The following is a 21,015-nucleotide window of genomic DNA, read 5'->3' as shown; positions in this document are numbered from 1 at the left end:
GGAGCCCGTTGGTAGTGTGCGAGGACACGCCCACCGAAGGAGCCGACGATGTTCCCGGACCTCATCCAGTACCTGTGGATCGGTTGGCTGGTGCTCGCGGTCCTCTTCGTCATCATCGAGCTGCTTACCCTCGAATTCACCTTCCTCATGCTCGCTGCCGGCACGCTGGTCGGCGGGCTGGGAGTGAACCTCGTCGGTGGCGTCTGGTGGCTCCAGATCCTCGCGGCCGCGGCCGTCTCGGCGCTGTTGCTGTTCACGATTCGTCCGCTCCTGCTGCGGGCGTTGCACCGCTCGAGTCAGCACATCCCGACCAACGTGGACGCTCTCACCGGGATGTCCGCGCGGGTCGTCTCGGCCTTCGTCGACGGCGACGGCTCGGTCAAGCTCGACAACGGTGAGACGTGGACGGCGCGATTGACGGATGCCGCGGCATCCGTCTCCCCCGGTCAGCGCGTCACCGTCACCGCCGTCCGCGGCGCCACCGTCGTGGTGGCACCCGAAGAAGGGAACCCCGCATGAGAATCCCCCTCACCGTCAACGCCGGTGACTTCGTCGGTCAGATCTTCGTCGTCGTGTTGCTGGTCGTCGTCGCGATCTTCGTCGTCGTCGTCCTCTTCCGCTCGATCCGGATCATCCCACAGGCCTACGCCGGGGTGGTCGAGCGACTCGGGCGCTACCAGCGCACCCTGTCCCCCGGACTGAACCTCCTCATCCCGTTCATCGACCGCCTCCTGCCGCTGGTCGACATGCGCGAGCAGGTCGTCTCGTTCCCGCCTCAGCCGGTCATCACCGAGGACAACCTCGTGGTCTCCATCGACACGGTCGTCTACTTCCAGGTCACCGACGCGCGGGCAGCGACGTACGAGATCAACAACTACCTCGGCGCCGTCGAGCAACTGACGACGACCACGCTCCGCAACGTCGTCGGTGGTCTCAACCTCGAAGAGGCGCTGACCAGCCGGGACAACATCAACACTCAGCTGCGCGTCGTCCTCGACGAGGCGACGGGCAAGTGGGGCATCCGCGTCTCGCGCGTCGAGCTGAAGGCGATCGACCCGCCGGTGTCTATTCAGGATTCGATGGAGAAGCAGATGCGCGCCGAGCGCGACCGCCGCGCCGCGATCCTCACCGCGGAAGGTTCCAAGCAGTCGCAGATCCTCGAGGCCGAGGGGCGACGTCAGGCCGAGATCCTGCGCGCCGAGGGCGACAAGCAGGCCGCGGTCCTCCGCGCCGAGGGCGAGGCCGAGGCGATTCAGTTCGTCTTCGAGGCCATCCACAAGGGTGATCCCGACGAGAAGCTCCTCGCTTATCAGTACCTGCAGATGCTGCCGAAGATCAGCGAGAGCTCCTCGAACAAGCTCTGGATCATCCCGAGCGAGTTCACGAACGCCCTCAGTTCGTTCAGCACCGCCTTCGGCGGTTCCGACGCGCACGCTCCGAAGCCGAAGCCCGCAGACGGGACGACTCCGACGTCATGACCCACCCGTGGTTCCTCGGTGAGGCGACCCCCCGCATCCTCGCCCACCGCGGTTTCGTGCCGCCCGATTCCGAGAACGTCGCCGAGAACTCCGTCGCCGCCCTCGCGGCGGGCCGGGCGACGGGGACGCTCTATCTCGAGTCGGACTGCCACCTGACCGCGGACGGCGACGTCGTCCTCTTCCACGACGATGACCTTCGCCGCGTCACCGGCGATCCCCGCCGCGTCGCTGACGTACGGACCCGAGAGCTCACCGACATCATGTCGACGCGAGGCGGTCTCGCGGTGCTCCCCGACGTCCTTCAGGCGTTCCCCGACGCCCGATTCAACCTCGATGTGAAAGCGGATGCCGCCGCCCACCAGGTCGGCACGCTCGTCGCACGCGAAGCCCACCGCGTCCTCCTCACGAGCTTCTCGGATCGCCGGCGTGAGGTCGCCCTCGTGGCCGCCCGGTCGCAGGGCGGCGAGCCGGCGACCTCGGCGGGCTCACGGACGCTCGCCGGCGTGCTCGCCGCGCTGTCGGCGCGCCTCCCCCGCCTCGCTGCGCGACGACTCGACGGGGTGGACGCGCTGCAGATCCCCGAACGCCACCGCGGCATCCCGATCCTGACGCGCCGGCTGCTCGATCTTGCTCATGCGAGGGGCATCGAAGTCCACGTCTGGACGGTGAACGATCCCGACGCCATGACACGACTGATCGGTGTCGGGGTGGACGGCATCGTCACGGACCGAGCCGATCTCGGCGCGGCCGCACGGGCGAAATCGCTATAACCTCCGGGCCTGGAAGTCGGCTGTGAATACCACATCGATTGAGGTCTTCTCGGATGATCCGCACAGGTGGGTTCGTTATACCTGAGGACGACGAGAGGACCACACAATGGCAGATCGCAGCCTTCGCGGCATGCGTCTCGGCGCTTCGAGCCTACAGAGCGAAGAAGGCGTCGTATTCGTAGAGCGCACCAACCACACCTACGTCTGCACGCAGTGCGAGCGGGAGACCGTTCTCACCTTCGCTGCAGACGCTGAGGTCCCTGAGGCCTGGGAATGCCGGACCTGCGGAGCCGAAGCACTCCGCCGCATCGGCGACACCGTCGCCGTGGTGGACCACTCCGGCGACAAGGCCGCTCGCACCCACTGGGACATGCTCATGGAGCGTCGCACCATCCCCGAGCTCGAAGAGCTGCTCGAGGAGCGACTGGCTCTCCTGCGGTCCCGACGCGGCGAGAACTCCGGCAAACTGAGCGCCTGACCCTCACACTTCAGCGGCGTCGTCCTTCGCGGACGGCGCCGCTTTCGTGCGCCTGCGGACGAGGACGCCGAGCAGCAGCAGCACGGGGAGGGCCGACCAGCCGAGGACCCACTGCACCGCCGGGCCGATGACGACGGCGGGTGTGAGGCCGGTGCGCAGCGGGACGTCCACCAGGAGGGCCCCGGAGGTGTCTGCGGCCAGGCCGTCGATGACGGAGCCGTCCGGACCGATGACCTGACTGGTCCCCACCGTCGAGATGTTGACGACGGCGCGGCCCGTCTCGATCGCCCGCATGCGCGCGAATCCGAGCTGCTGCACGTTCTCGTCGGTCCCGCGGAAATCGGCGTTGTTCGTCTGGAACATGTACACCTCGGCGCCGTCCCGGGCACCCTGCCAGATCACGTCGTCGTAGATGACGTCGAAGCAGATCGCCAAACCGACGCCCACGCCGTTCACATCGAAGAAGGGCGGGTTCGTACCCGGGGTGTACTCGCGAGTGATCAGGCCGACGAGATCAGGCGCCAAGGCTTCGAAGAACCAGCGATCGGGCACGTACTCCCCCATCGGCACGGGATGGGTCTTGTCGTGGATCGCCAGCGGGTTCTTCCGGCCTGCCTGCCACAGCATCGAGGTGTTGTAGACGAGCGAGTCGCGCTCGGTGGCGGCATTCACGAGTAGGGGCGCCTCCACCTCCCGGGACAGGTCGTCCAACGCTCCTGCGATGGAGCTGTTGTTCAGCGGGTCGGCGTCGACACCGCCCTCGGGCCACAGCAGGACGTCGAGCTTCTTCCCGATGAGGGGCTGTGTCGCGGCGAGCTGGGCCCGGAACACGTCGTAGGGCTCGCGCCTGTCGAAGAAGCCCGAGGGTCCGTTGCCCTGCACCGCGCCGACGCGCATGGTTCCGGCATCCGTCGTCGGGAACTGCGGAATGAGGACGAGGACGGCGGCAGCGACGGCGGCGGGTGCGAGCAGGCGTACGCGACGCCACACGCGCAGGCGTACGGCTTCGATGGCAGCGGCGACGACGAACACCATCACGAAGGTGAGACCACTCACACCGAGCCACGACGCGAGCTCCGCGAGCGGACTGTCGGCCTGGCTCATTCCGAGTCGTGCCCAGGGGAAGCCGGTGTAGGGCCACGAGCCCATGAACTGCTCGCGCGCCGTCCACGCTGCGGCGACGAGCGCCGGAAGGAAGGTCACGCGAGCCCAAGACCCGGGGAGCAGACGCGGCAGCCATCGGTAGGACAGCGTGATGACGATCGCTCCGACCGCGCTGAGTATCGTCTCGACCCCCGCGAGAGCGAACCATGGGACAGCGCCGAGGTAGCGGGTGATCCATGCGATGTGGAGCAGGTAGAAGGATGCCGCGAACACGGCGCCCACGGCGACGGAACCCCACGCGGAGCGGCCGATCAGGGTCACGAGCGTGAGCGCGGCGCCGACGAACGCGAGCGGCCAGATGCCGATGTCAGGGAAGGCGAGGTCCAGCACCGCTCCCCCGGCGATCGCGACGGGCAACGCGAGCCACAGGGGCAGCAGGGGGCGTTCGGGCACGGACGGAAGCCTAGATGAGTCGGGCTATGGCGAGGCTGGAGACGGCCCCGGTCACCAGACGGTCCCGGTCACGAGACAACACCGTGCCGCTCGGCGTGACCGAGGTAGATCTCCGCGTTGCGGAGGATCCCGGAGCGCTCCTCGTCGGTCAGGTCCCGTCGAACGCGCGCGGGCACACCCGCCACGAGCGACCCGCTCGGGATGACCGTCCCCTCGAGGATCACCGCGCCGGCGGCGATGAGGCATCCGGGTCCGATGTCGGCACCGGACAGGACGACCGTCCCCATGCCGACGAGCGTTCCGTCGCCGATGCGGCAGCCGTGGACGACGGCGTTGTGGCCGATCGAGACGTCCTCTCCGACGTCCACCCCGTGCGCGGAGTCGACGTGGATCGCGACACCGTCCTGCACATTGCTCCGCGCCCCGATCGCGATCGGCGCGCTGTCGCCCCGGAGGACGGCGTTGTACCAGATGCTCGCGCGCTCCCCGAGGGAGACGGCGCCGACGAGGCGGGCGCCCGCGGCGACGAAGGCCGAGTCGGGGACGGACGGGACGCCGCCCGCCACGGAGATCACAGTGGCGTCAGGTGACACGGTCATGGTTCTGCTCCTCAGCCGTCGATGTGGGTGAGGCGGCCGGCGAGGATCGTCGCTGCCGCGCGCGTCGTCCGCAGCTCGGGGTCCGTCGCGGTCAGCGGGTCTTTGTCGACGACGACGAGGTCGGCGGTGCCCCCGGGCTCGAGGGCGCTCCCCGTCAGCGAACCTCCGGCGGTGGATGCCGCGAGCGCGATCGCTGCAGACAGTCCCTGATCCGGTCGCCACGGCTCACGTCCCCCGCGCGTGCGGTGGACCGCCGCAGCCATCGCGGCCCAGGGGTCGAGCGGCGAGACCGGGGCATCCGAACCGAACAGGAGGTTGGCACCGGAGTCGGCGAGCGAGCGGAGCGGGTAGGGCAGGGCGGTCTGCGCGGACCAGACGGAATCGGTCAGGTCGCGGTCGTCGATCGCGTGCTCCGGCTGCACGCTCGCTCCCACGCCCAGCCGGGCGAACCGGGGGATGTCGGCATGGGCGACGAGCTGCGCGTGCTCGATCGTGCCCGTCGCGCCCGTGGCTGCGAACGCGTCGAGCGCGTGGGAGTTGGCGACGTCGCCGATCGCGTGGATCGCGCAGGACAGCCCCGCACCGGTCGCCCGCACCATCAGGGCACGGAGATCCTCCGGTGCCACCGTCATGACTCCCGTGTTGTGCGGGTCGTCGGGGTAGGGATGCGAGCACGCCGCAGTGCGGGTCCCCAGCGATCCGTCGGTGATCACCTTCAGTGATCCCACACGGATGAGGCCGCGGGGATCGAGCGCATCGCCCGTCGCGAGTCCCTCGGCGACGGCTCGTTCGAGGAACTCCGGGTACACGCCGAAGGCGACGCGCACGGCATCGAAGCCGGCCGCGACCCGGCGAGCCCAGGCATCCGCGTTCCACGCCATGTCGAGGTCGACGATGCCGGTGACACCGCGGGATGCCGCGCGGTCGAGCGCCGCGACCACGTACCGATCCACCGCTGCCGGCTCGAGGTCGTTGAGGCGTCGGGAGATCTCGAACGCGGGTTCCTCGCGCAGGATCCCGTCGGCTGTGGGAGCGATCGATTCCCGGCGGAACGCGGCGCTGTTCAGCCACACACTGTGGACGTCGGCGTTAATGAGATAGGTCGGAACCTCCCCCGTCGCCGCGTCGAGCAGATCGAGCGTGGGGGCGTCCGCCCAGAACGCGTCGCGGAAGCCGGTGCCGATACGACGCCCGTCGTCGAGGACGGGGGCGCGTCCCATGACGGATGCCGCCTCCACAGCACTCGCGACGTCGCCGAGCGGCGTCCGCTGTGCGGTGAGGGCCCATTGGACCGTGTGCACGTGGTGATCCCGAAGGCCCGGCAGGAGCCACCCACCGGCGCCGTCGACGACGGTCCCGCGGGCGGGCAAGGCACCCGCGGGCGCGATGTCGGCGATCACACCGCCTCGCACGTGAACGTCGACGGGGTCGTCACCGAACGGGTCGACGCGGTCGGCCCCCGTCAGTCGGACCCCTGCGATGACCCCGACCTCATCGCCCCGTTCGGCACTCATCCTTGCCCCTCACGCGCCCGGCGCATGGCGTCGCGCGAACGGCGCATCTCGTCGGCGAGCCGGGGATCCGCGTAGGGGCTCGCCCCGGCATCCAGTCGGTCGATGATCGTGTCGACCACCTCGTCCGGCCGGTTCTGGCTGAGCTTGCGCTTCGCCGTGACGTGAGTGGGCGTGAGCCGGAAGCCGACGGTGCCCTTCTCGAGCCGGCGGACGAACTCCTCGTCGTTGGGCGCCTGCCACATCGGTCGCGGTTCGGGCAGCCCCGATTCGAAGCGGTCGACCAGGCGTTCGAGCACCTCGAGGTTCTCCTCCGGAGTCAGGATCTCGGGAACGCCGCGGAGGTGGACCGAGACGAAGTTCCACGTCGGCACCGCCGGGCCGTCGCCGTACCAGCCGGGCGAGATGTACCCGTGCGGGCCTTGGACGATCACGAGGAGCTCGGACTGCCCCAGTCCGTGGATGAGGTCGTCGGGCCGCCCGACATGGCCGACGATCGTCAGATCGTCCCGCGTCGGGTCGAGGAGGACGGCGTAGTGCGAGGCGACGAGGCCCGCCTCGGTGTCGCTGACGATCGTGACCCACGGATGAGCGTCGATGAGGCGGCGCATCTCGGTCACGTCGGTCATGGCGAAGCTCGGATTCTGCCTCATCGCCGCTGCCCCTCCCCCGCCGTCACGCCTGGCACCGCGGGCACCAGTACAGCTTGCGGGCCGCCATCTCCTCGAGGACGATCTCCGTCCCGCACACCCGGCACGGCAGACCGGCCCGGTGGTAGACCCAGTGGCGGTCGTCGCGATGCGCCATGGCGCGTCGGTACGCCTCGGGGTCGAGGTCGTCCATCGTCATCATCTGACCGGTCTCGACACCGATGGCCAGGAGGCGCACCCAGTCCTGCCAGAGCAGTCGGAGGGTCTCCTCCGGGACGTCACGGCCCGGGGTGTGGGGGTTCAGGTTCGCGCGGAAGAGCATCTCGGCGCGGTAGACGTTGCCGATCCCGCTGACGACCTTCTGGTCCATCAGCAGCTGCCCGATGGGGGTGGGCTTCCGGCGCGCGGCGGCGACGAAACGCGCCTCGCCCTCGGCGACGTCGTCGACGAGCGGGTCGGGCCCGAGAGCTGCGACGGTGGCGAGCATCTCGTCGACCGTCTGCACCTGACAGGCGGTGGGGCCGCGCAGGTCCGCGCACGTCGAGTCGGTCAGCAGACGCAGACGCACCTGGCCGACGACGGGCGGCGGCCACTCGGCATCCGTCTGGCCGTCGAGACCTCGGGTCTGCTCGCTCATACGGACGGCGCCGCGGGCCCGCCGCGGCGCGCCGATGGACGCGAGCGAGTTCTCGCCGGCGGCGTCGTAAACGGGGTCGACGCCGCGCTGGTTCGTCTGCCCCATGCGTCCGTTCGCCGAGGCGATCGTCGGATCGAGCAGGATCTCGCCGGCGAAATCCCACGCGCCGTAGATGCCCAGGTGCACGCGCAGCCACACGTCCTCGTCGAAGGCCAGGAACATCTGCTTGCCGACCGCGCGCGCCTCGGTCGGTGTGCGTCCATCGAGGACGGCAGCCCCTTCGGAGAAACGCCCCTGAGGGCTCGAGGCGGACACGGGCCGCCCCACGAAGTTGCGGTCGAACTGGCGGGCGATGCGGTGGACGGAATGCCCCTCGGGCATCAGCCGGCTTCCGGGTCGAACGTCTCCGAGGCGTCGAGCACGTCGGGCGTCACGGCGCGAGGGTCGGCCTCGAGCGTGCCGTCGGTCTCGTACGCGGCGAGCTGGGCGATGCGCCTCGCATGGCGCTCCTCGCCCGAGAACGGTGTGGCGATGAATCGATCGATGAACCCGACGGCCTCATCGAACGTGTGCTGGCGGGCGCCGATCGCGATGACGTTCGCGTCGTTGTGCTCGCGGGCCAGCTCGGCCGTCGCGATGCTCCAGACGAGGGCCGCACGGATGCCGCGCACCTTGTTCGCCGCGATCTGCTCGCCGTTGCCGGAGCCGCCGAAGACGACGCCGAGCGTCTCGACGCCGCGCGCCTGATCCTCGGCCACGGCCTGCGCCGCACGGATGCAGAAAGAGGGGTAGTCGTCGAGGGGGTCATACTCGATCGGCCCGTGGTCGACGACGTCGTGACCGCCCTCGGCCAGGTGGTGCTGCAGGCGGGTCGAGAACTCCATGCCCGCGTGATCGGTCGCGATGTGGATGCGCATGTGACGATTCTAGGGACGCCGGTACCACGTTCCGGCGAGACGGCGGCGTAGGCTGTGACGGTTGCCGTCGGCGCCAGCAGCGCCCGTCCGCGGCACCCCACCCTCACCCCTGGGAGACACGAACGTGCCTGGAGAGAACCTCACCCGCATCGAAGCGCAGGAGCGCCGCGCGACCGTCGAGACGCATTCGTACGACGTCACGCTCGATCTGACCACCGGTGACGAGGTCTTCGAGTCTCGGAGCGTCATCCGCTTCGCCGCGACCGCCGGCGCCTCGACCTTCGTCGATCTGATCGCCCGCGGCATCCGCGAGATCACTCTCAACGGCCGGACGCTCGACCCCTCCGCCGTCTACGCGGACTCCCGCATCGCCCTCGAAGGGCTCACCGACGAGAACGAGCTCGTCGTCGTCGCCGACTGCGAGTACACCAACACGGGCGAGGGCCTCCACCGCTTCGTCGACCCCGTCGACGGCGAGGTCTACCTCTATTCGCAGTTCGAGGTGCCGGATTCCCGGCGCGTCTTCGCCGTCTTCGAGCAGCCCGACCTGAAGGCGACGTTCCGCTTCACCGTCACCGCTCCGGACGCGTGGAAGGTCGTCTCCAACTCCCCGACCCCCGAGCCGCAGCCCGCCGGCGACGGCGTCGCGACCTGGTCGTTCGACCCGACCCCGCGCATCTCCTCCTACATCACGGCGCTCGTCGCCGGTCCTTACGAGCAGGTGTTCTCCGAGCTCACGAGTTCGGACGGTCGCACCATCCCGCTCGGCGTCTACGCACGCAAGAGCCTGTGGCAGTACCTCGACGCCGACTACGTCTTCGAGAAGACGCGGCAGGGATTCGCCTACTTCGAGGACAAGTTCGGCGTCCCCTACCCGTTCGCGAAGTACGACCAGCTGTTCGTTCCCGAGTTCAACGCGGGTGCGATGGAGAACGCCGGCGCGGTGACCTTCACCGAGACCTATGTCTTCCGCTCCAAGGTGACGGATGCCGTCAAGGAACGCCGCGTCGTCACGATCCTCCACGAGCTCGCCCACATGTGGTTCGGCGACCTCGTCACCATGAAGTGGTGGAACGACCTCTGGCTGAACGAGTCGTTCGCCGAGTGGGCCTCCACGATCGCGACCGCCGAGGCGACCGAGTGGACCGAGGCGTGGACGACGTTCAACGCCATGGAGAAGACCTGGGCGTACCGCCAGGACCAGCTCCCCTCGACCCACCCGGTCTTCGCCGAGATCAACGACCTCGAGGACGTGCAGGTCAACTTCGACGGCATCACCTATGCCAAGGGCGGCTCCGTCCTCAAGCAGCTCGCCGCATGGGTCGGCATCGAGGCATTCTTCGCCGGGGTGTCGGCCTACTTTCAGAAGAACGCCTGGGGCAACACGGAGCTCAGCGACCTGCTCGTCGAGCTCGAGGCCACCAGCGGCCGCGAGCTGACGACCTGGTCGAAGAAGTGGCTCGAGACCGCGGGCGTGAACACGCTCGCCCCCGAGATCCGCGTCGACGGCGACGGCACCATCACGCGGTTCGCCATCGTGCAGACGGCGCCCGCCGACTACCCGACGATCCGCCCGCACCGCCTCGGGGTCGGTTTCTACTCGCTCCAGGCAGACACGCTCGTCCGGACCCACCACGTCGAACTCGACGTCGATGGCGACCTCACCGAGGCGCCCGAGCTCGTCGGCCTCACTCAGCCCGACCTCGTCCTCCTCAACGATGACGACCTGGCGTACGCGAAGATCCGCCTCGACGAGCGGTCGCTCAAGACGGCGACGGCCCACCTGAGCAAGATCAGCGACCCGCTCGCCCGCTCACTCGTCTGGGGTGCCGCGTGGGATCAGACGCGCGACGCCGAAGCCTCGGCATCCGAGTACATCGATCTCGTGCTCCAGAACATCGGGACCGAGACCGAGTCAACGACCGTCCGCACGACGCTCGGGCAGCTCCAGCTGGCCGCGAACTCGTACGTGTCGCCGAAGAAGCGGGATGCCGCGCGCCAGCGTGTCGCCGACGGCCTGTGGGATCTCGCCCGCGATGCCGAGGCGGGAAGCGACAGCCAGCTGCAGTTCGTGACGGCCTACGCCTCGGCGGCCGCGACCGCCGCGGACTGGGAGCGAGTCGGACAGCTGCGCTCGGGTGAACTCACCCTCCCCGGACTCGACATCGATGCGGACCTCTCGTGGGCCCTCCTCGTGTCGCTCGCCGCCGGTGGCGTCGTCTCGGCTGCCGACATCGACGACGCGCTGGCGTCCGACAACACCGCCAAGGGCGGCGAGTTCGCCGCACAGGCGCGCGCCGCGCTGCCCACGGTCGACGCGAAGCGTGCCGCGTGGGCGTCGCTCATCGACAACGCCGATCTTCCGAACACGGTCGTCCGTTCGGCGGCGGCCGGCTTCGTCCACCCCGCCGGGATCGAGGCTCTCGGCGACTTCGTCGGCGCGTACTTCGACATGCTGCTGCCCGTCTGGGAGTCGCGCACGTACCAGATCGCGCAGTACCTCATCGTGGGCCTGTTCCCGGCGCCGCTGGCGAACACCGCGCTGCGCGACGCGACGCGTGGATGGCTCGCAGACCACCGCGACGCACCCGCGGCCCTGCGTCGTCTCGTGAACGAGAACCTCGCGGGCGTCGAGCGCGCCCTCTCGGTGCAGGAGCGCGACGCACAGGACTGAGCACGGCCGCGGCGGGGCATGTCGTACCACAGGGGGACATGCCCCGCCGCGATCTCCCGCTCACGGGGGACGCGGGGTGGGCCGGCCGCTCCGTAGCGTGGGCTGCATGATCGTTGCAGAAGGCCTCACGAAGAGGTACGGAGACAAGACAGCCGTCGATGGCGTGAACTTCACGGTCCAATCCGGCAAGGTAACGGGGTTCCTGGGGCCGAACGGCGCCGGCAAGTCCACCACCATGCGAATGATCGTGGGACTCGACAAGCCGACCGCCGGACGCGTCACGCTGGACGGACGCGACTACCGATCGCTGCGTTCGCCTCTGACCGAGGTGGGGATCCTCCTCGACGCGAAGGCGGTGCACACCGGGCGGAGCGCGCGCAACCACCTGCTGGCCATGGCGGCGACCCACGGCATCCCGCGTTCACGCGTGGACGAGGTGATCGAGATCACCGGCCTGCAGAGCGTCGCGAAGCGCCGAGCCGGCAAGTTCTCGCTCGGCATGGGACAGCGGCTCGGGATCGCGGCGGCGCTTCTCGGCGACCCGCAGACGCTCATCCTCGACGAGCCCGTGAACGGTCTCGACCCCGAGGGCGTGCGCTGGGTGCGCCAGTTCGTGCGCGCACAGGCGGCATCCGGCCGCACCGTGCTGCTGTCGAGCCACCTCATGAGCGAGATGTCCCTCACGGCCGACCACGTCATCGTCCTCGGACGAGGACGAGTGCTCGCGGATGCGACCATCGCCGACCTCGTCGCCGCCTGGACGCGCAGTGCCGTGACGGTCCGTTCGCCGCGCGCTGCCGAGCTGGCGCAGCTCGTGGCGGGGGCCGACATCACCGTGACGTCCTCCGAGTCGGGCCTCCTCGACATCACCGGCACGACCGCCGCCGCCGTCGGCGACATCGCCGCGCAGCACGGCATCGCCCTCCACGAGCTCACCCCGCGCAGTGGGTCGCTCGAGGACGCCTACCTCGCCCTCACCGAGGGTTCCGTCGAATACCGCACGCAGGGGGCCGCATCATGACCACCACGACCGACACCCGCGTCGCGGCGCGTTCCTCGGCGCCGTCGTCGACCTACCGTCTGGGCTTCCTCCGCCTGGTGCAGAGCGAAGCGATCAAGCTCTTCACGCTGCGTTCCACCTGGTGGTCGCTCGCCGTCACGGTCGCCCTCGCCGCCGGGATCTCACTGTTGATCGCGGCGATCATGAACAGCCTCGCCGACGGCCCCGGTCAGATGGTGGCGAACCCCATGACGGCCGTGGTCTCACCCCTGCAGTTCACGATGCTCGTGGCGGGCATCCTGGGTGCCATAGCGATCACGGGCGAGTACTCCACGGGCATGATCCGGTCGAGTCTGACCGCTGAACCGCGCCGCGGTGCCGTGCTGATCGCGAAGGCGCTGGTTGTCGCGGCGACGCTGATCGTGACCACCGTCGTGACCTCGCTCATCTCGATCCTGATCGTCACACCGGTCTACGCCGACAACGGATTCGACTGGGGCAACGCAGAGCTGACGTGGATCCCCCTCGCCTACGCGGTCATCTCGATGGCGACGTTCGGTCTGCTCGGGCTCGGGAGCGGATTCCTCATCCGTAACGGTGCCGGTGCGATCGCAGCGACCGTCGGCATCCTCTTCGTCCTGCCGATCGTCATGGGGCTGTTCAGCTTCGGCGGACCGTCGTGGCAGTGGCTCATCGACCTCTACAACTACCTCCCGTCGACCGCGGCGGGGGCTTTGACGACCAACCCCGCGAGCGAGACCGTTCGGAACGTCATCGTTCTGCTCGCGTGGCCTGCGGCGGCCCTCCTCAGCGGCTGGGCCGTCCTGCGGGTACGGGACGCGTAAGGTCTTGGCGTGACGAACAGAAGCCGCAGCTCCTCCTCTTCCGAGGGGGAGCTGCGGCTTCCGCGTCCGCCGGGCGTGCTCCGACGGTATTGGGCCCGGCATCCGTTCTTCGCCGACACGCTCGTCGTCGTCGTGTGTCTGATAGTCTCGGCGATCCCCGTCCTCGCCACCCCCGTCCTCCCCGACGGCGTCGGCACCGAGGGGGCCGAATGGCGACGCGTGCTGCCGACGTTGATGGTCGTCGCGGGCCTGGGATGTCTCTCGCTCCTCCTGCGGCGCCGGCACCCGCTGCTCGTGTTCGTCGTGTCGTTCGTCGTGGCGCTGGCCTACCTGTTCGCGCCGACCCCGATCAACGGCCCGCTGGTGCTCGTCGCCACCTACGCCGTCGCGGTCTACGTCAGCACACGTGCCACCCTCGTCGCGGTCGCCGCGGGGATGATCGTCCTGGCGGGAGCGGGCCTCGTCCTGGCGGGGACCGGCGTCATCTCGACGACCGTCCTGTGGGGTGCGCTCGTCAACGAGGGGCTGAACGCCGTCATCGGCGGGCTGATCGGAGCGAACGTCGGCTCGCGGGCACGCTACGTGGCTGCCCTCATCGATCATTCGCGTCGCCTCGTCGTCGAGCGCGACCACCAGGCGCAGCTCGCCTCGTCAGCGGAGCGCGAGCGCATCGCGCGGGAGCTCCACGACATCGTCGCCCACTCGCTCACCGTCATGGTCGCCCTGGCCGAAGGCGTGGCAGCCTCGAACGATGCCGAGCGCACGCGCCCCGGCGTCGAGGCCATCGCGGCGACGGGCAGAGAGGCACTGAAAGACATGCGGGCGACCCTCGGCATCCTGCGCGACGCGGATGCGGCTCCGCTCGCGCCGCTCGCCCGGGACACCACGACGGAGACAGTCGCGTCCGCGCGTGCGGCCGGGTTCGACACCCGATTGGTCGTCTCGGGTGATCCGGCAGATCTCGACTCCCGCACTCAGCTCGCCGTCTCGCGGATCGTGCAGGAGAGCGTGACGAACGTCCTCCGCCATGCGTCGGCGGCCACCCGCATCGACGTGGCGATCCAGCACGATCCGGACGGCGTGTCCGTCACCGTCACGGACGACGGCCTTCCGACGTCCGCCTCAGAGCACACCGCTGGCTTCGGCCTGCGCGGTCTGCGAGAGCGCGTCGGGCTCGCGGGAGGCACCATCACGGCAGGTCCGCGCCGTCCCCACGGCTGGTCGGTCGCCGCCCGCATTCCCCGACAGGAGTCCGCCTCGTGAGTACGTCCCCTTCCGCCGCGGTGCGGGTGCTGATCGTCGACGACCAATCGCTCATCCGCCTCGGGTTCCGCATGGTCCTCGAAGCCGCCGACGGGATCGAGGTGGTCGGCGAGGCCGGGGACGGTGCGGAGGCCATCGAGGCGACGGCACGCCTGCGTCCCGATGTGGTCTTGATGGACGTCCGGATGCCGGGGGTCGACGGAATCGAGGCCACGGCGACGATCGCTCGGGACCACCCCGGCGCCCGCGTGCTCGTGCTCACCACGTTCGATCTGGACGAGTACGCGTTCGGCGCCCTCCGCGCCGGAGCGGGCGGCTTCCTCCTGAAGGATGCCGGGCGCGATGAGCTCGTCGCCGCTGTCCGCGCCGTCGCCGCGGGGGAAGCCACTCTCGCCCCTCGCATCGTCCGGCGGATGATCGAACTCGTGACCGCAGCACAGGGGGCGGATGCCGCTCCCCCGCCGGTGACGGGGTCGGCCGGGCTCGATCTCCTCACGTCGCGCGAGCAGGACGTGCTGCAGGCGATGGCGCGAGGCCTCACGAACACCGAGATCGCCGAGGAACTGTTCCTCGGCGAGTCGACGGTCAAGACGCATGTCGGCCGGATCCTCGCGAAGCTCCCGGCCCGCGACCGCGTCCACGCCGTCCTCATCGCCCACGGGCTGGCGAGTCCGTGGGAGCACGCCGCCGAGGGCGTTCAGGTGGATGGCGAGACCCGTCGTTAGGATCGAGACGATGACCACGATCGTTGACGCCGCATCCGCTTCGACACCTCCCGAAGGGTGGGAGGCCATCCGCGACGGATTCCTCGCCTTCCTCGTCTCGGCGGGCTGGAGCCTCCTGTGGGTCGTCGTGACCGTCGTGCTCGCACTGCTCCTCTCGTGGATCATGCGCCGACTGATCGGCCGAGTCGTCGATCGCATCGTCACCGGCGCCAAGTCGCGCGCCGCGGCGGAGGACACGCGCGCGATCGACATGTCGCCGCTCGCACAGGTCCGGGTCGTGCAGCGCACCCGCACCCTGGGGTCGATCCTCACCAACATCGTCAACGTCGCGATCGTCATCATCGCCGCGCTGACGATCGTCTACATCCTGAACCCGGGTGTCCTCGCGTCGTTCACCCTGTTGTCGGCGGCGATCGGCGCCGGCCTCGGATTCGGAGCGCAGAACATCGTCAAGGACGTCCTGAACGGCATCTTCATCGTCGCGGAGGACCAGATCGGCATCGGCGACGTCGTCGACGTGGGGCTGGCGACGGGTGTCGTCGAGTACGTGAGCGTCCGCGTCACCCACGTCCGCGACGTGAACGGCACACTGTGGTTCGTCCGCAACGGCGAGATCCTCCGCATCGGCAACATGTCGCAAGGCTGGGCGCGCGTCGTCATCGACGTGGGCGTGCCCGTCGACGCAGACCTCGACGCCGTCGAGGACGCGATGCTCACGGCCGCGAAGGACCTCGTCCGCGAACCGAAGTGGCGCACGCGCATCATCGACAAGCCCGAGGTCTGGGGTCTCGAGTCCATCGGCGGCGAGACCATCGTCACGCGCCTCGTGGTGAGGACCCGCCCGAACGCGAAGGACGACGTGTCCCGTGCGCTGCGCGCACGACTGAAGAAGGCGCTCGACGAGCTGGGCGTCCCCCTCCCCCAGCTCGACTCCGTCTTCCTCACCGGAGCGGACGCGGCTCAGAGCGTGCGCGGTGCGAACCCGCCCAAGACGAAGCCACAGCAGATCACTCCGCCGGCGGCGCCGCAGCGTCTCGCGTGGCGCCCGAAGAAGCGGGGACGGACCGACGGGGACGCCCCCGAGGGGAGTGCGGCGCCGTGAGCGAGCAGATGAGCTTCTACGACGAGGTCGGCGGACACGACGTGTTCCGTCGCCTCGTGGATGCCTTCTACCGCGAAGTGGCCGCCGACGACATCCTGCGGCCGATGTACCCCGAGGAGGACCTCGGACCCGCCGCTGAGCGGCTGCTGCTGTTCCTCGAGCAGTACTGGGGCGGACCGACGACCTACGGCGAGACGCGGGGTCACCCGCGCCTCCGCATGCGTCACATGCCTTTCCACGTCAACCCCGAGGCGCGCGACCGCTGGCTGCGGGCGATGCGGATCGCGGTGGACGAAGCGCAGCTGTCGCCTCTGCACGAGGCGACCCTCTGGGATTATCTTCAGCGCGCCGCCCACGCGATGGTGAATACCTTCGAACCGACCGGCGCCGGCCCGAAAACCGAGCCCCGCGGCGGCACGAACCTGCCGTTGCACCCCGGGGCGTGAGCCCCCGCGCGGTCAGCGACCGCCGGTCGAGCGGACCGTGGTCAGTCCGGTCGGGTTGCCGGCCCGGACCAGCACGTGTCCGCGGGACAGGCTGACACGGGTCCACGTCCCGGTCCGTCGGACGGATGCCTCTTCGTTCCCGTCCGCGCCGAGGAACCCGAGGGCGTCCGCCGCGAACGCCACTCCCGCGACGAGACCGTCCAGCTCCGCGTCGGGTGCGCCCCACACGGCGGCTCGGACTGTCCGGACGAGGTCCTCGCCGGGTGCCGCCGGCAGCGCCGTCGCCACGGCATCCACTCCGCGACGGACCGACCGTGCGAACGCATCGACCGCGACCGGCGAGCCGGGCAGCCAGCCCGCGCGGGGCGGCGAGATGCCCGCCCACGCGGCGGAGACGCCGCTGTCGGGAAGTCCCACACGCCTCGGGTCCTCGCCGGCGCGGAGGGCACCGGCATCCACGACGAGGTCGCACTCCAGTTCGGGGTCGATGGAGAGGAAGCGCATCCCGAGGACCGTCGGGGTGTCGTCGCCGAAGCCGCGCGGTGACAGCGGGGCCGCGGAGACGGCCAGGGTCCCGCCGGCGGCCCGCAGCCGCACCGCCGGGTCGCCCAGCCGCGCGGCCCGCCCGGCGAACGTGAGGAGGTCGGCCGCCGAGCGCGGGTCGGGGAAAACGAGCTGCGGGGACATCCGACCTAAACTACCAACCGGGCGCCCACGGGATGACATCGGGCTCCCCGGAAAGGAACGCCGTGAGCGAATCGGGCCACGTCGACGGGCTGCTGGCCGTCCTGGATCTGTCCTCGAGCGACGCCCGCACCACGGAGGACATCTTCACCGGGGTGTCGCAGGCGATGCCGTTGGGTCGGGTGTTCGGCGGTCAGGTCCTCGCGCAGGCGGTCATCGCGGCGGAACGAACGGTCGACGACGGCCGCGCCGCCCACTCGATGCACGGGTACTTCCTCCGCCCGGGTGACTCGACGCGCGGCATGACCTTCTCGGTCGATCGCATCCACGACGGGCGGTCATTCTCCACGCGGCGCACCCAGGCCTTCCAGGAGGGCGTGCCGATCTTCTCCATGATCGCGTCCTTCGAGGTCGACGCGACGGGACTCGAGCACCAGGACGAGATGCCGAGCGGCATCCCCGGACCGGATGACCTGTCCGATGACTCCGTCCTGGCGGGGCTGCACCCAATGAGCAAGCGCCACTTCGATCAGAGCCCCGTCGAGGTGCGCCACGTCGAAGATCCCATCTATGCGAGCGTCGGCAGCGACCGCGTCGCGCACCAGTCGGTGTGGGTGCGCACGCGCGGCGAGGTTCCCGACGATCCGCGCGTGCACCGGGCCGCGCTCGCGTACATGAGCGATCTGACGATCCAGGAATCGGTCCTCCGTGCCCACGGAGCCTCGTGGGCCACGCCCGGACTGAAGGTCGCGAGTCTCGACCACGCCATGTGGTGGCACCGTCCCGCCCGCGTCGACGAGTGGCTGCTGTACGTCCAGCAGTCGCCGAGCGCGCAGGGCGGCCGAGGGCTCGCGACGGGGCGGATCTTCTCTCGCGAGGGAGAGTTGGTCGCCTCCGTCGCTCAGGAGATCATGGTCCGCATCCCGGACGCGGACTGACCGGACTCAGCGTCGTCCGAGCGGCGGCAGCGGTTCGCCGAGGAACGGCTCCCAGGCCTTCCGCGTTTCGGGCGACAACCGCACGGGACGGCCGGTCCCGGCATCCACCTGGACGATGACGGTGGATGCCCGGGCGTACAGCGTCTGCGGCTCCTGGCCCGCGGGCGTGAAGACCTCGTAGTGGACCTCGGCGCTCGATCCGCCGATCTTCCCGAACCACATCTGCACGTCGATCGGATCGCGCTGGTAGGGAACCGGTGCGAGGTACTCGATCTCCTGGCGGGCGATGAGGGTCAGCTGCGCCGCGCCGTGGCTCGCGTCGATGACCGCGGTCGGGACGACCCGCTCCCCCGCGCCGGGCACCCAGAAGGCGCGCACGCGCGCCTCTTCGAGGAGCTTCAGCATCGCGGCGTTGTTGACGTGGTTGTACGCGTCGAGATCGCCCCACCGCAGGTGGATGGGAACGCGGATGCGGGGGTCAGTCACGCGTGAGCTTGCGGTACGTCGACTTCGCGGGGTTCGCCGCGTCGGCGCCGAGCCGCTCGATCTTGTTCGCCTCGTACGCCTCGAAGTTGCCCTCGAACCAGTACCACTGGTCGGGCTTCTCGGCGGTGCCCTCGTACGCGAGGATGTGCGTCGCGATGCGGTCGAGGAACCACCGGTCGTGGGTGATGACCACGGCGCAGCCGGGGAACTCCAGCAGAGCGTTCTCGAGGGAGCTCAGGGTCTCGACGTCGAGGTCGTTCGTGGGCTCGTCGAGGAGGAGCAGGTTCCCGCCCTCCTTCAGCGTGAGCGCGAGGTTCAGGCGGTTGCGCTCACCGCCGGAGAGCACTCCCGCCTTCTTCTGCTGGTCCGGCCCCTTGAAGCCGAACTTCGAGACGTAGGCGCGCGAGGGGATCTCGGTCTTGCCGACCGTGATGATGTCGAGGCCGTCCGAGACGACCTCCCACAGCGTCTTGTTCGGGTCGATGTTCGAGCGTGACTGGTCGACGTAGCTGATCTTGACTGTCTCGCCGATCTTCAGGTCGCCGCCGTCGAGGGGCTCGAGGCCGACGATCGTCTTGAAGAGCGTGGTCTTGCCGACGCCGTTCGGGCCGATGACGCCGACGATGCCGTTCGGCGGCAGGCTGAAGCTGAGGCCGTCGATGAGCGAGCGGCCGTCGAAGCCCTTCTGGAGCTTCTTGGCTTCGATCACGACACTTCCCAGGCGCGGCCCGGGCGGGATCGAGATCTCCTCGAAGTCGAGCTTCCTCGTCCGCTCCGCCTCGGCCGCCATCTCTTCGTAGCGAGCCAGGCGCGCCTTCGACTTCGTCTGGCGGCCCTTCGCGCTCGAGCGGACCCACTCGAGCTCTTCCTTCAGGCGCTTCGCGAGCTTGGCGTCCTTCTTGCCCTGGACTTCGAGACGCTCGCCCTTCTTCTCAAGGTAGGTCGAGTAGTTGCCCTCGTAGCCGATGAGGCGGCCGCGGTCGACCTCGGCGATCCACTCCGCGACGTTGTCGAGGAAGTACCGGTCGTGGGTGATGGCGATGACCGCACCCTTGTAGGCCTGCAGGTGCTGCTCGAGCCAGAGCACGCTCTCGGCGTCGAGGTGGTTGGTGGGCTCGTCGAGGAGCAGAAGGTCCGGCTTCTGGAGCAGGAGCTTGGCGAGGGCGACGCGGCGCTTCTCGCCACCGGAGAGCGGGGCGATCGCGGCGTCTGCCGGAGGCGTGCGGAGTGCGTCCATGGCCTGCGACAGCTGCGAGTCGAGATCCCAGCCGTCCGCGGCGTCGATCTCCTCCTGCAGCGTCCCCATCTCGGCGAGGAGCGCGTCGAAGTCGGCGTCGGGATCGGCCATGAGCGCGGAGATCTCGTTGAACCGGTCGAGCTTGGGCTTGATCGCCACGCCGTCCTGGATGTTCTCGAGGACGGTCTTCGACTCGTCGAGCTCGGGCTCCTGCATGAGGATGCCGACCGAGAACCCGGGCGAGAGCTTCGCCTCGCCGTTGGACGGGGTGTCGAGACCCGCCATGATCTTCAGGATCGTCGACTTACCGGCGCCGTTCGGGCCGACCATGCCGATCTTGGCGCCGGGCAGGAACGCCATCGTGACGTCGTCGAGGATGAGCTTTTCGCCGACGGCCTTGCGGGCGCGGACCATGGAGTAGATGTATTCGGCCATAACGGCCCAAGTCTACGTGGGTCGTCCCTCGTGACGGGACGGTCCGGGTGTCACCAATCGATCGATCGGGTCTGTCCGAGCAGGCACGCACCGTCGGCGAGGCCGGGCATCACGAGCGCCGTCGGCTTCGCCACCGACGGACCGACCTGTCCGACGAGGCACTCGTCGCCGATTCGGACGGAGAACTGGATGCTGTCCGCGGGATTGCCGATCGAGGTCTCGTCCTCCGTGACCTGCATCGCCTTCTTCGGGAACCCCGCCGCCACCAGGGCGTCGACGTAGACGCGCCCCTTGACGGATGCCGAGTCCCGCCAGACGGCATCCATCACCGACGTGAAGTCGGGCAGACGCGCCTCGGCGGAGTCCGCAGCGGCTGTGGCGGTGGGTGTCGCCGACCCCGCGGGGCTGGGCGCAGCTGCAGAGGAGGTCGCGGGCTCGGAGGGCGCCGGGCTCGACCCGGGTGCACATGCGGCGAGCGTCACCACCACCACGGGCGAGAGCGCGAGCAGGAGCAGGCGGGATCCCCGGGAGGGCTGGTGTCTGCGCACGGGCGAGAGTCTAGGGCGTGCGGCCTCCGAGCCGG

The 21,015-nt window shown here is 69.5% G+C and carries 22 protein-coding genes; 12 read left to right on the top strand and 10 right to left on the bottom strand.

From position 1 onward, the window contains the following. Positions 1–48 precede the first annotated feature (48 nt). From MRBLMI1x_RS11535 to MRBLMI1x_RS11520, 4 genes are all read left to right on the top strand, one after another. Positions 49–519, top strand: coding sequence for an NfeD family protein (locus MRBLMI1x_RS11535; protein ID WP_018187975.1), 471 nt, complete (start codon positions 49–51; stop codon positions 517–519). Further along, positions 516–1,478, top strand: coding sequence for an SPFH domain-containing protein (locus MRBLMI1x_RS11530; RefSeq protein ID WP_311856773.1), 963 nt, complete (start codon positions 516–518; stop codon positions 1,476–1,478). The genes MRBLMI1x_RS11535 and MRBLMI1x_RS11530 overlap by 4 nt, the downstream gene beginning before the upstream one ends. Beyond that, positions 1,475–2,248, top strand: coding sequence for a glycerophosphodiester phosphodiesterase family protein (locus tag MRBLMI1x_RS11525; protein ID WP_363458878.1), 774 nt, complete (start codon positions 1,475–1,477; stop codon positions 2,246–2,248). The genes MRBLMI1x_RS11530 and MRBLMI1x_RS11525 overlap by 4 nt, the downstream gene beginning before the upstream one ends. Positions 2,249–2,354: 106 nt before the next feature. Further along, positions 2,355–2,726: an RNA polymerase-binding protein RbpA gene (locus tag MRBLMI1x_RS11520; RefSeq protein WP_018187978.1), complete on the top strand. Its 372-nt coding sequence runs from the start codon at positions 2,355–2,357 to the stop codon at positions 2,724–2,726. Between the two features lie 3 nt (positions 2,727–2,729). On the opposite strand, the gene lnt is transcribed toward MRBLMI1x_RS11520, so the two are convergent. The 6 genes from lnt to MRBLMI1x_RS11490 all read right to left on the bottom strand — a co-directional run bounded on the left by lnt (position 2,730) and on the right by MRBLMI1x_RS11490 (position 8,597). After that, positions 2,730–4,283 carry an apolipoprotein N-acyltransferase gene (gene lnt / locus MRBLMI1x_RS11515; RefSeq protein WP_018187979.1) on the bottom strand — a complete coding sequence of 518 codons (1,554 nt, stop codon included), beginning with the start codon at positions 4,281–4,283 and terminating at the stop codon, positions 2,730–2,732. Between the two features lie 68 nt (positions 4,284–4,351). Further along, positions 4,352–4,882, bottom strand: coding sequence for a gamma carbonic anhydrase family protein (locus MRBLMI1x_RS11510; protein ID WP_363458875.1), 531 nt, complete (start codon positions 4,880–4,882; stop codon positions 4,352–4,354). 11 nt (positions 4,883–4,893) lie between these two features. Further along, entirely contained in the window at positions 4,894–6,396 is a 1,503-nt protein-coding gene (locus MRBLMI1x_RS11505; protein WP_363458873.1) for an amidohydrolase, read from the bottom strand. Then, a complete protein-coding gene (locus tag MRBLMI1x_RS11500) occupies positions 6,393–7,046 on the bottom strand; it encodes an FMN-binding negative transcriptional regulator (protein WP_116229072.1) in 654 nt (217 codons plus the stop codon). Before MRBLMI1x_RS11500 ends, MRBLMI1x_RS11505 begins: the two co-directional genes overlap by 4 nt. 22 nt (positions 7,047–7,068) lie before the next feature. After that, positions 7,069–8,061, bottom strand: coding sequence for an Fpg/Nei family DNA glycosylase (locus tag MRBLMI1x_RS11495; RefSeq protein WP_363458871.1), 993 nt, complete (start codon positions 8,059–8,061; stop codon positions 7,069–7,071). Then, positions 8,061–8,597 (bottom strand): ribose-5-phosphate isomerase, encoded by a 537-nt coding sequence (locus tag MRBLMI1x_RS11490; RefSeq protein ID WP_020097249.1) that lies wholly within the window; start codon positions 8,595–8,597, stop codon positions 8,061–8,063. The genes MRBLMI1x_RS11495 and MRBLMI1x_RS11490 overlap by 1 nt, the downstream gene beginning before the upstream one ends. Before the next feature lie 124 nt (positions 8,598–8,721). Between MRBLMI1x_RS11490 and pepN the strand changes: the two genes are divergently transcribed. From pepN to MRBLMI1x_RS11455, 7 genes are all read left to right on the top strand, one after another. After that, complete coding sequence (gene pepN, locus MRBLMI1x_RS11485; protein WP_363458869.1) at positions 8,722–11,271, top strand: aminopeptidase N; 2,550 nt, start codon at positions 8,722–8,724, stop codon at positions 11,269–11,271. Positions 11,272–11,377: 106 nt separating this feature from the next. Beyond that, a complete protein-coding gene (locus MRBLMI1x_RS11480; RefSeq protein ID WP_336123671.1) occupies positions 11,378–12,292 on the top strand; it encodes an ABC transporter ATP-binding protein in 915 nt (304 codons plus the stop codon). Further along, positions 12,289–13,116 carry an ABC transporter permease subunit gene (locus MRBLMI1x_RS11475; RefSeq protein WP_363458866.1) on the top strand — a complete coding sequence of 276 codons (828 nt, stop codon included), beginning with the start codon at positions 12,289–12,291 and terminating at the stop codon, positions 13,114–13,116. Before MRBLMI1x_RS11480 ends, MRBLMI1x_RS11475 begins: the two co-directional genes overlap by 4 nt. Before the next feature lie 9 nt (positions 13,117–13,125). Continuing rightward, positions 13,126–14,379, top strand: coding sequence for a sensor histidine kinase (locus MRBLMI1x_RS11470; RefSeq protein ID WP_363458864.1), 1,254 nt, complete (start codon positions 13,126–13,128; stop codon positions 14,377–14,379). A gap of 71 nt (positions 14,380–14,450) precedes the next feature. Further along, positions 14,451–15,104, top strand: a complete 654-nt coding sequence (locus MRBLMI1x_RS11465; RefSeq protein WP_414685641.1) for a response regulator — start codon at positions 14,451–14,453, stop codon at positions 15,102–15,104. A gap of 10 nt (positions 15,105–15,114) precedes the next feature. Beyond that, the gene (locus MRBLMI1x_RS11460; RefSeq protein WP_018187990.1) at positions 15,115–16,206 is read left to right on the top strand and encodes a mechanosensitive ion channel family protein; all 1,092 of its coding nucleotides are present in this window, start codon (positions 15,115–15,117) and stop codon (positions 16,204–16,206) included. An 8-nt stretch (positions 16,207–16,214) separates the two neighbouring features. Continuing rightward, positions 16,215–16,652, top strand: coding sequence for a globin (locus MRBLMI1x_RS11455; RefSeq protein ID WP_336126375.1), 438 nt, complete (start codon positions 16,215–16,217; stop codon positions 16,650–16,652). 12 nt (positions 16,653–16,664) lie between these two features. Here MRBLMI1x_RS11455 and MRBLMI1x_RS11450 read toward each other — a convergent pair whose 3' ends face one another. Then, positions 16,665–17,339, bottom strand: a complete 675-nt coding sequence (locus MRBLMI1x_RS11450) for a hypothetical protein (RefSeq protein ID WP_363458862.1) — start codon at positions 17,337–17,339, stop codon at positions 16,665–16,667. A gap of 62 nt (positions 17,340–17,401) precedes the next feature. On the opposite strand from MRBLMI1x_RS11450, the gene MRBLMI1x_RS11445 reads away from it, so the two are divergent. Then, entirely contained in the window at positions 17,402–18,274 is an 873-nt protein-coding gene (locus MRBLMI1x_RS11445; RefSeq protein ID WP_020097243.1) for an acyl-CoA thioesterase, read from the top strand. Between the two features lie 6 nt (positions 18,275–18,280). Here the strand turns inward: MRBLMI1x_RS11445 and MRBLMI1x_RS11440 are convergent, their stop codons facing one another. From MRBLMI1x_RS11440 to MRBLMI1x_RS11430, 3 genes are read right to left on the bottom strand one after another with little or no spacing between them, the layout of a single operon-like run. Continuing rightward, positions 18,281–18,760, bottom strand: coding sequence for an acyl-CoA thioesterase (locus tag MRBLMI1x_RS11440; RefSeq protein WP_116229063.1), 480 nt, complete (start codon positions 18,758–18,760; stop codon positions 18,281–18,283). Then, the gene (gene ettA / locus MRBLMI1x_RS11435; protein WP_018187995.1) at positions 18,753–20,432 is read right to left on the bottom strand and encodes an energy-dependent translational throttle protein EttA; all 1,680 of its coding nucleotides are present in this window, start codon (positions 20,430–20,432) and stop codon (positions 18,753–18,755) included. The genes MRBLMI1x_RS11440 and ettA overlap by 8 nt, the downstream gene beginning before the upstream one ends. A gap of 50 nt (positions 20,433–20,482) precedes the next feature. Continuing rightward, positions 20,483–20,980 carry a DUF6993 domain-containing protein gene (locus MRBLMI1x_RS11430; protein WP_363458859.1) on the bottom strand — a complete coding sequence of 166 codons (498 nt, stop codon included), beginning with the start codon at positions 20,978–20,980 and terminating at the stop codon, positions 20,483–20,485. Between the last annotated feature and the right edge of the window lie 35 nt (positions 20,981–21,015).

The organism is Microbacterium sp. LMI1x-1-1.1 (assembly GCF_040676205.1).
Lineage (GTDB): Bacteria > Actinomycetota > Actinomycetes > Actinomycetales > Microbacteriaceae > Microbacterium > Microbacterium aquilitoris.
Note: the sequence above shows the minus strand (reverse complement) of the source record. Positions and strands in the feature narration are given on the sequence as shown.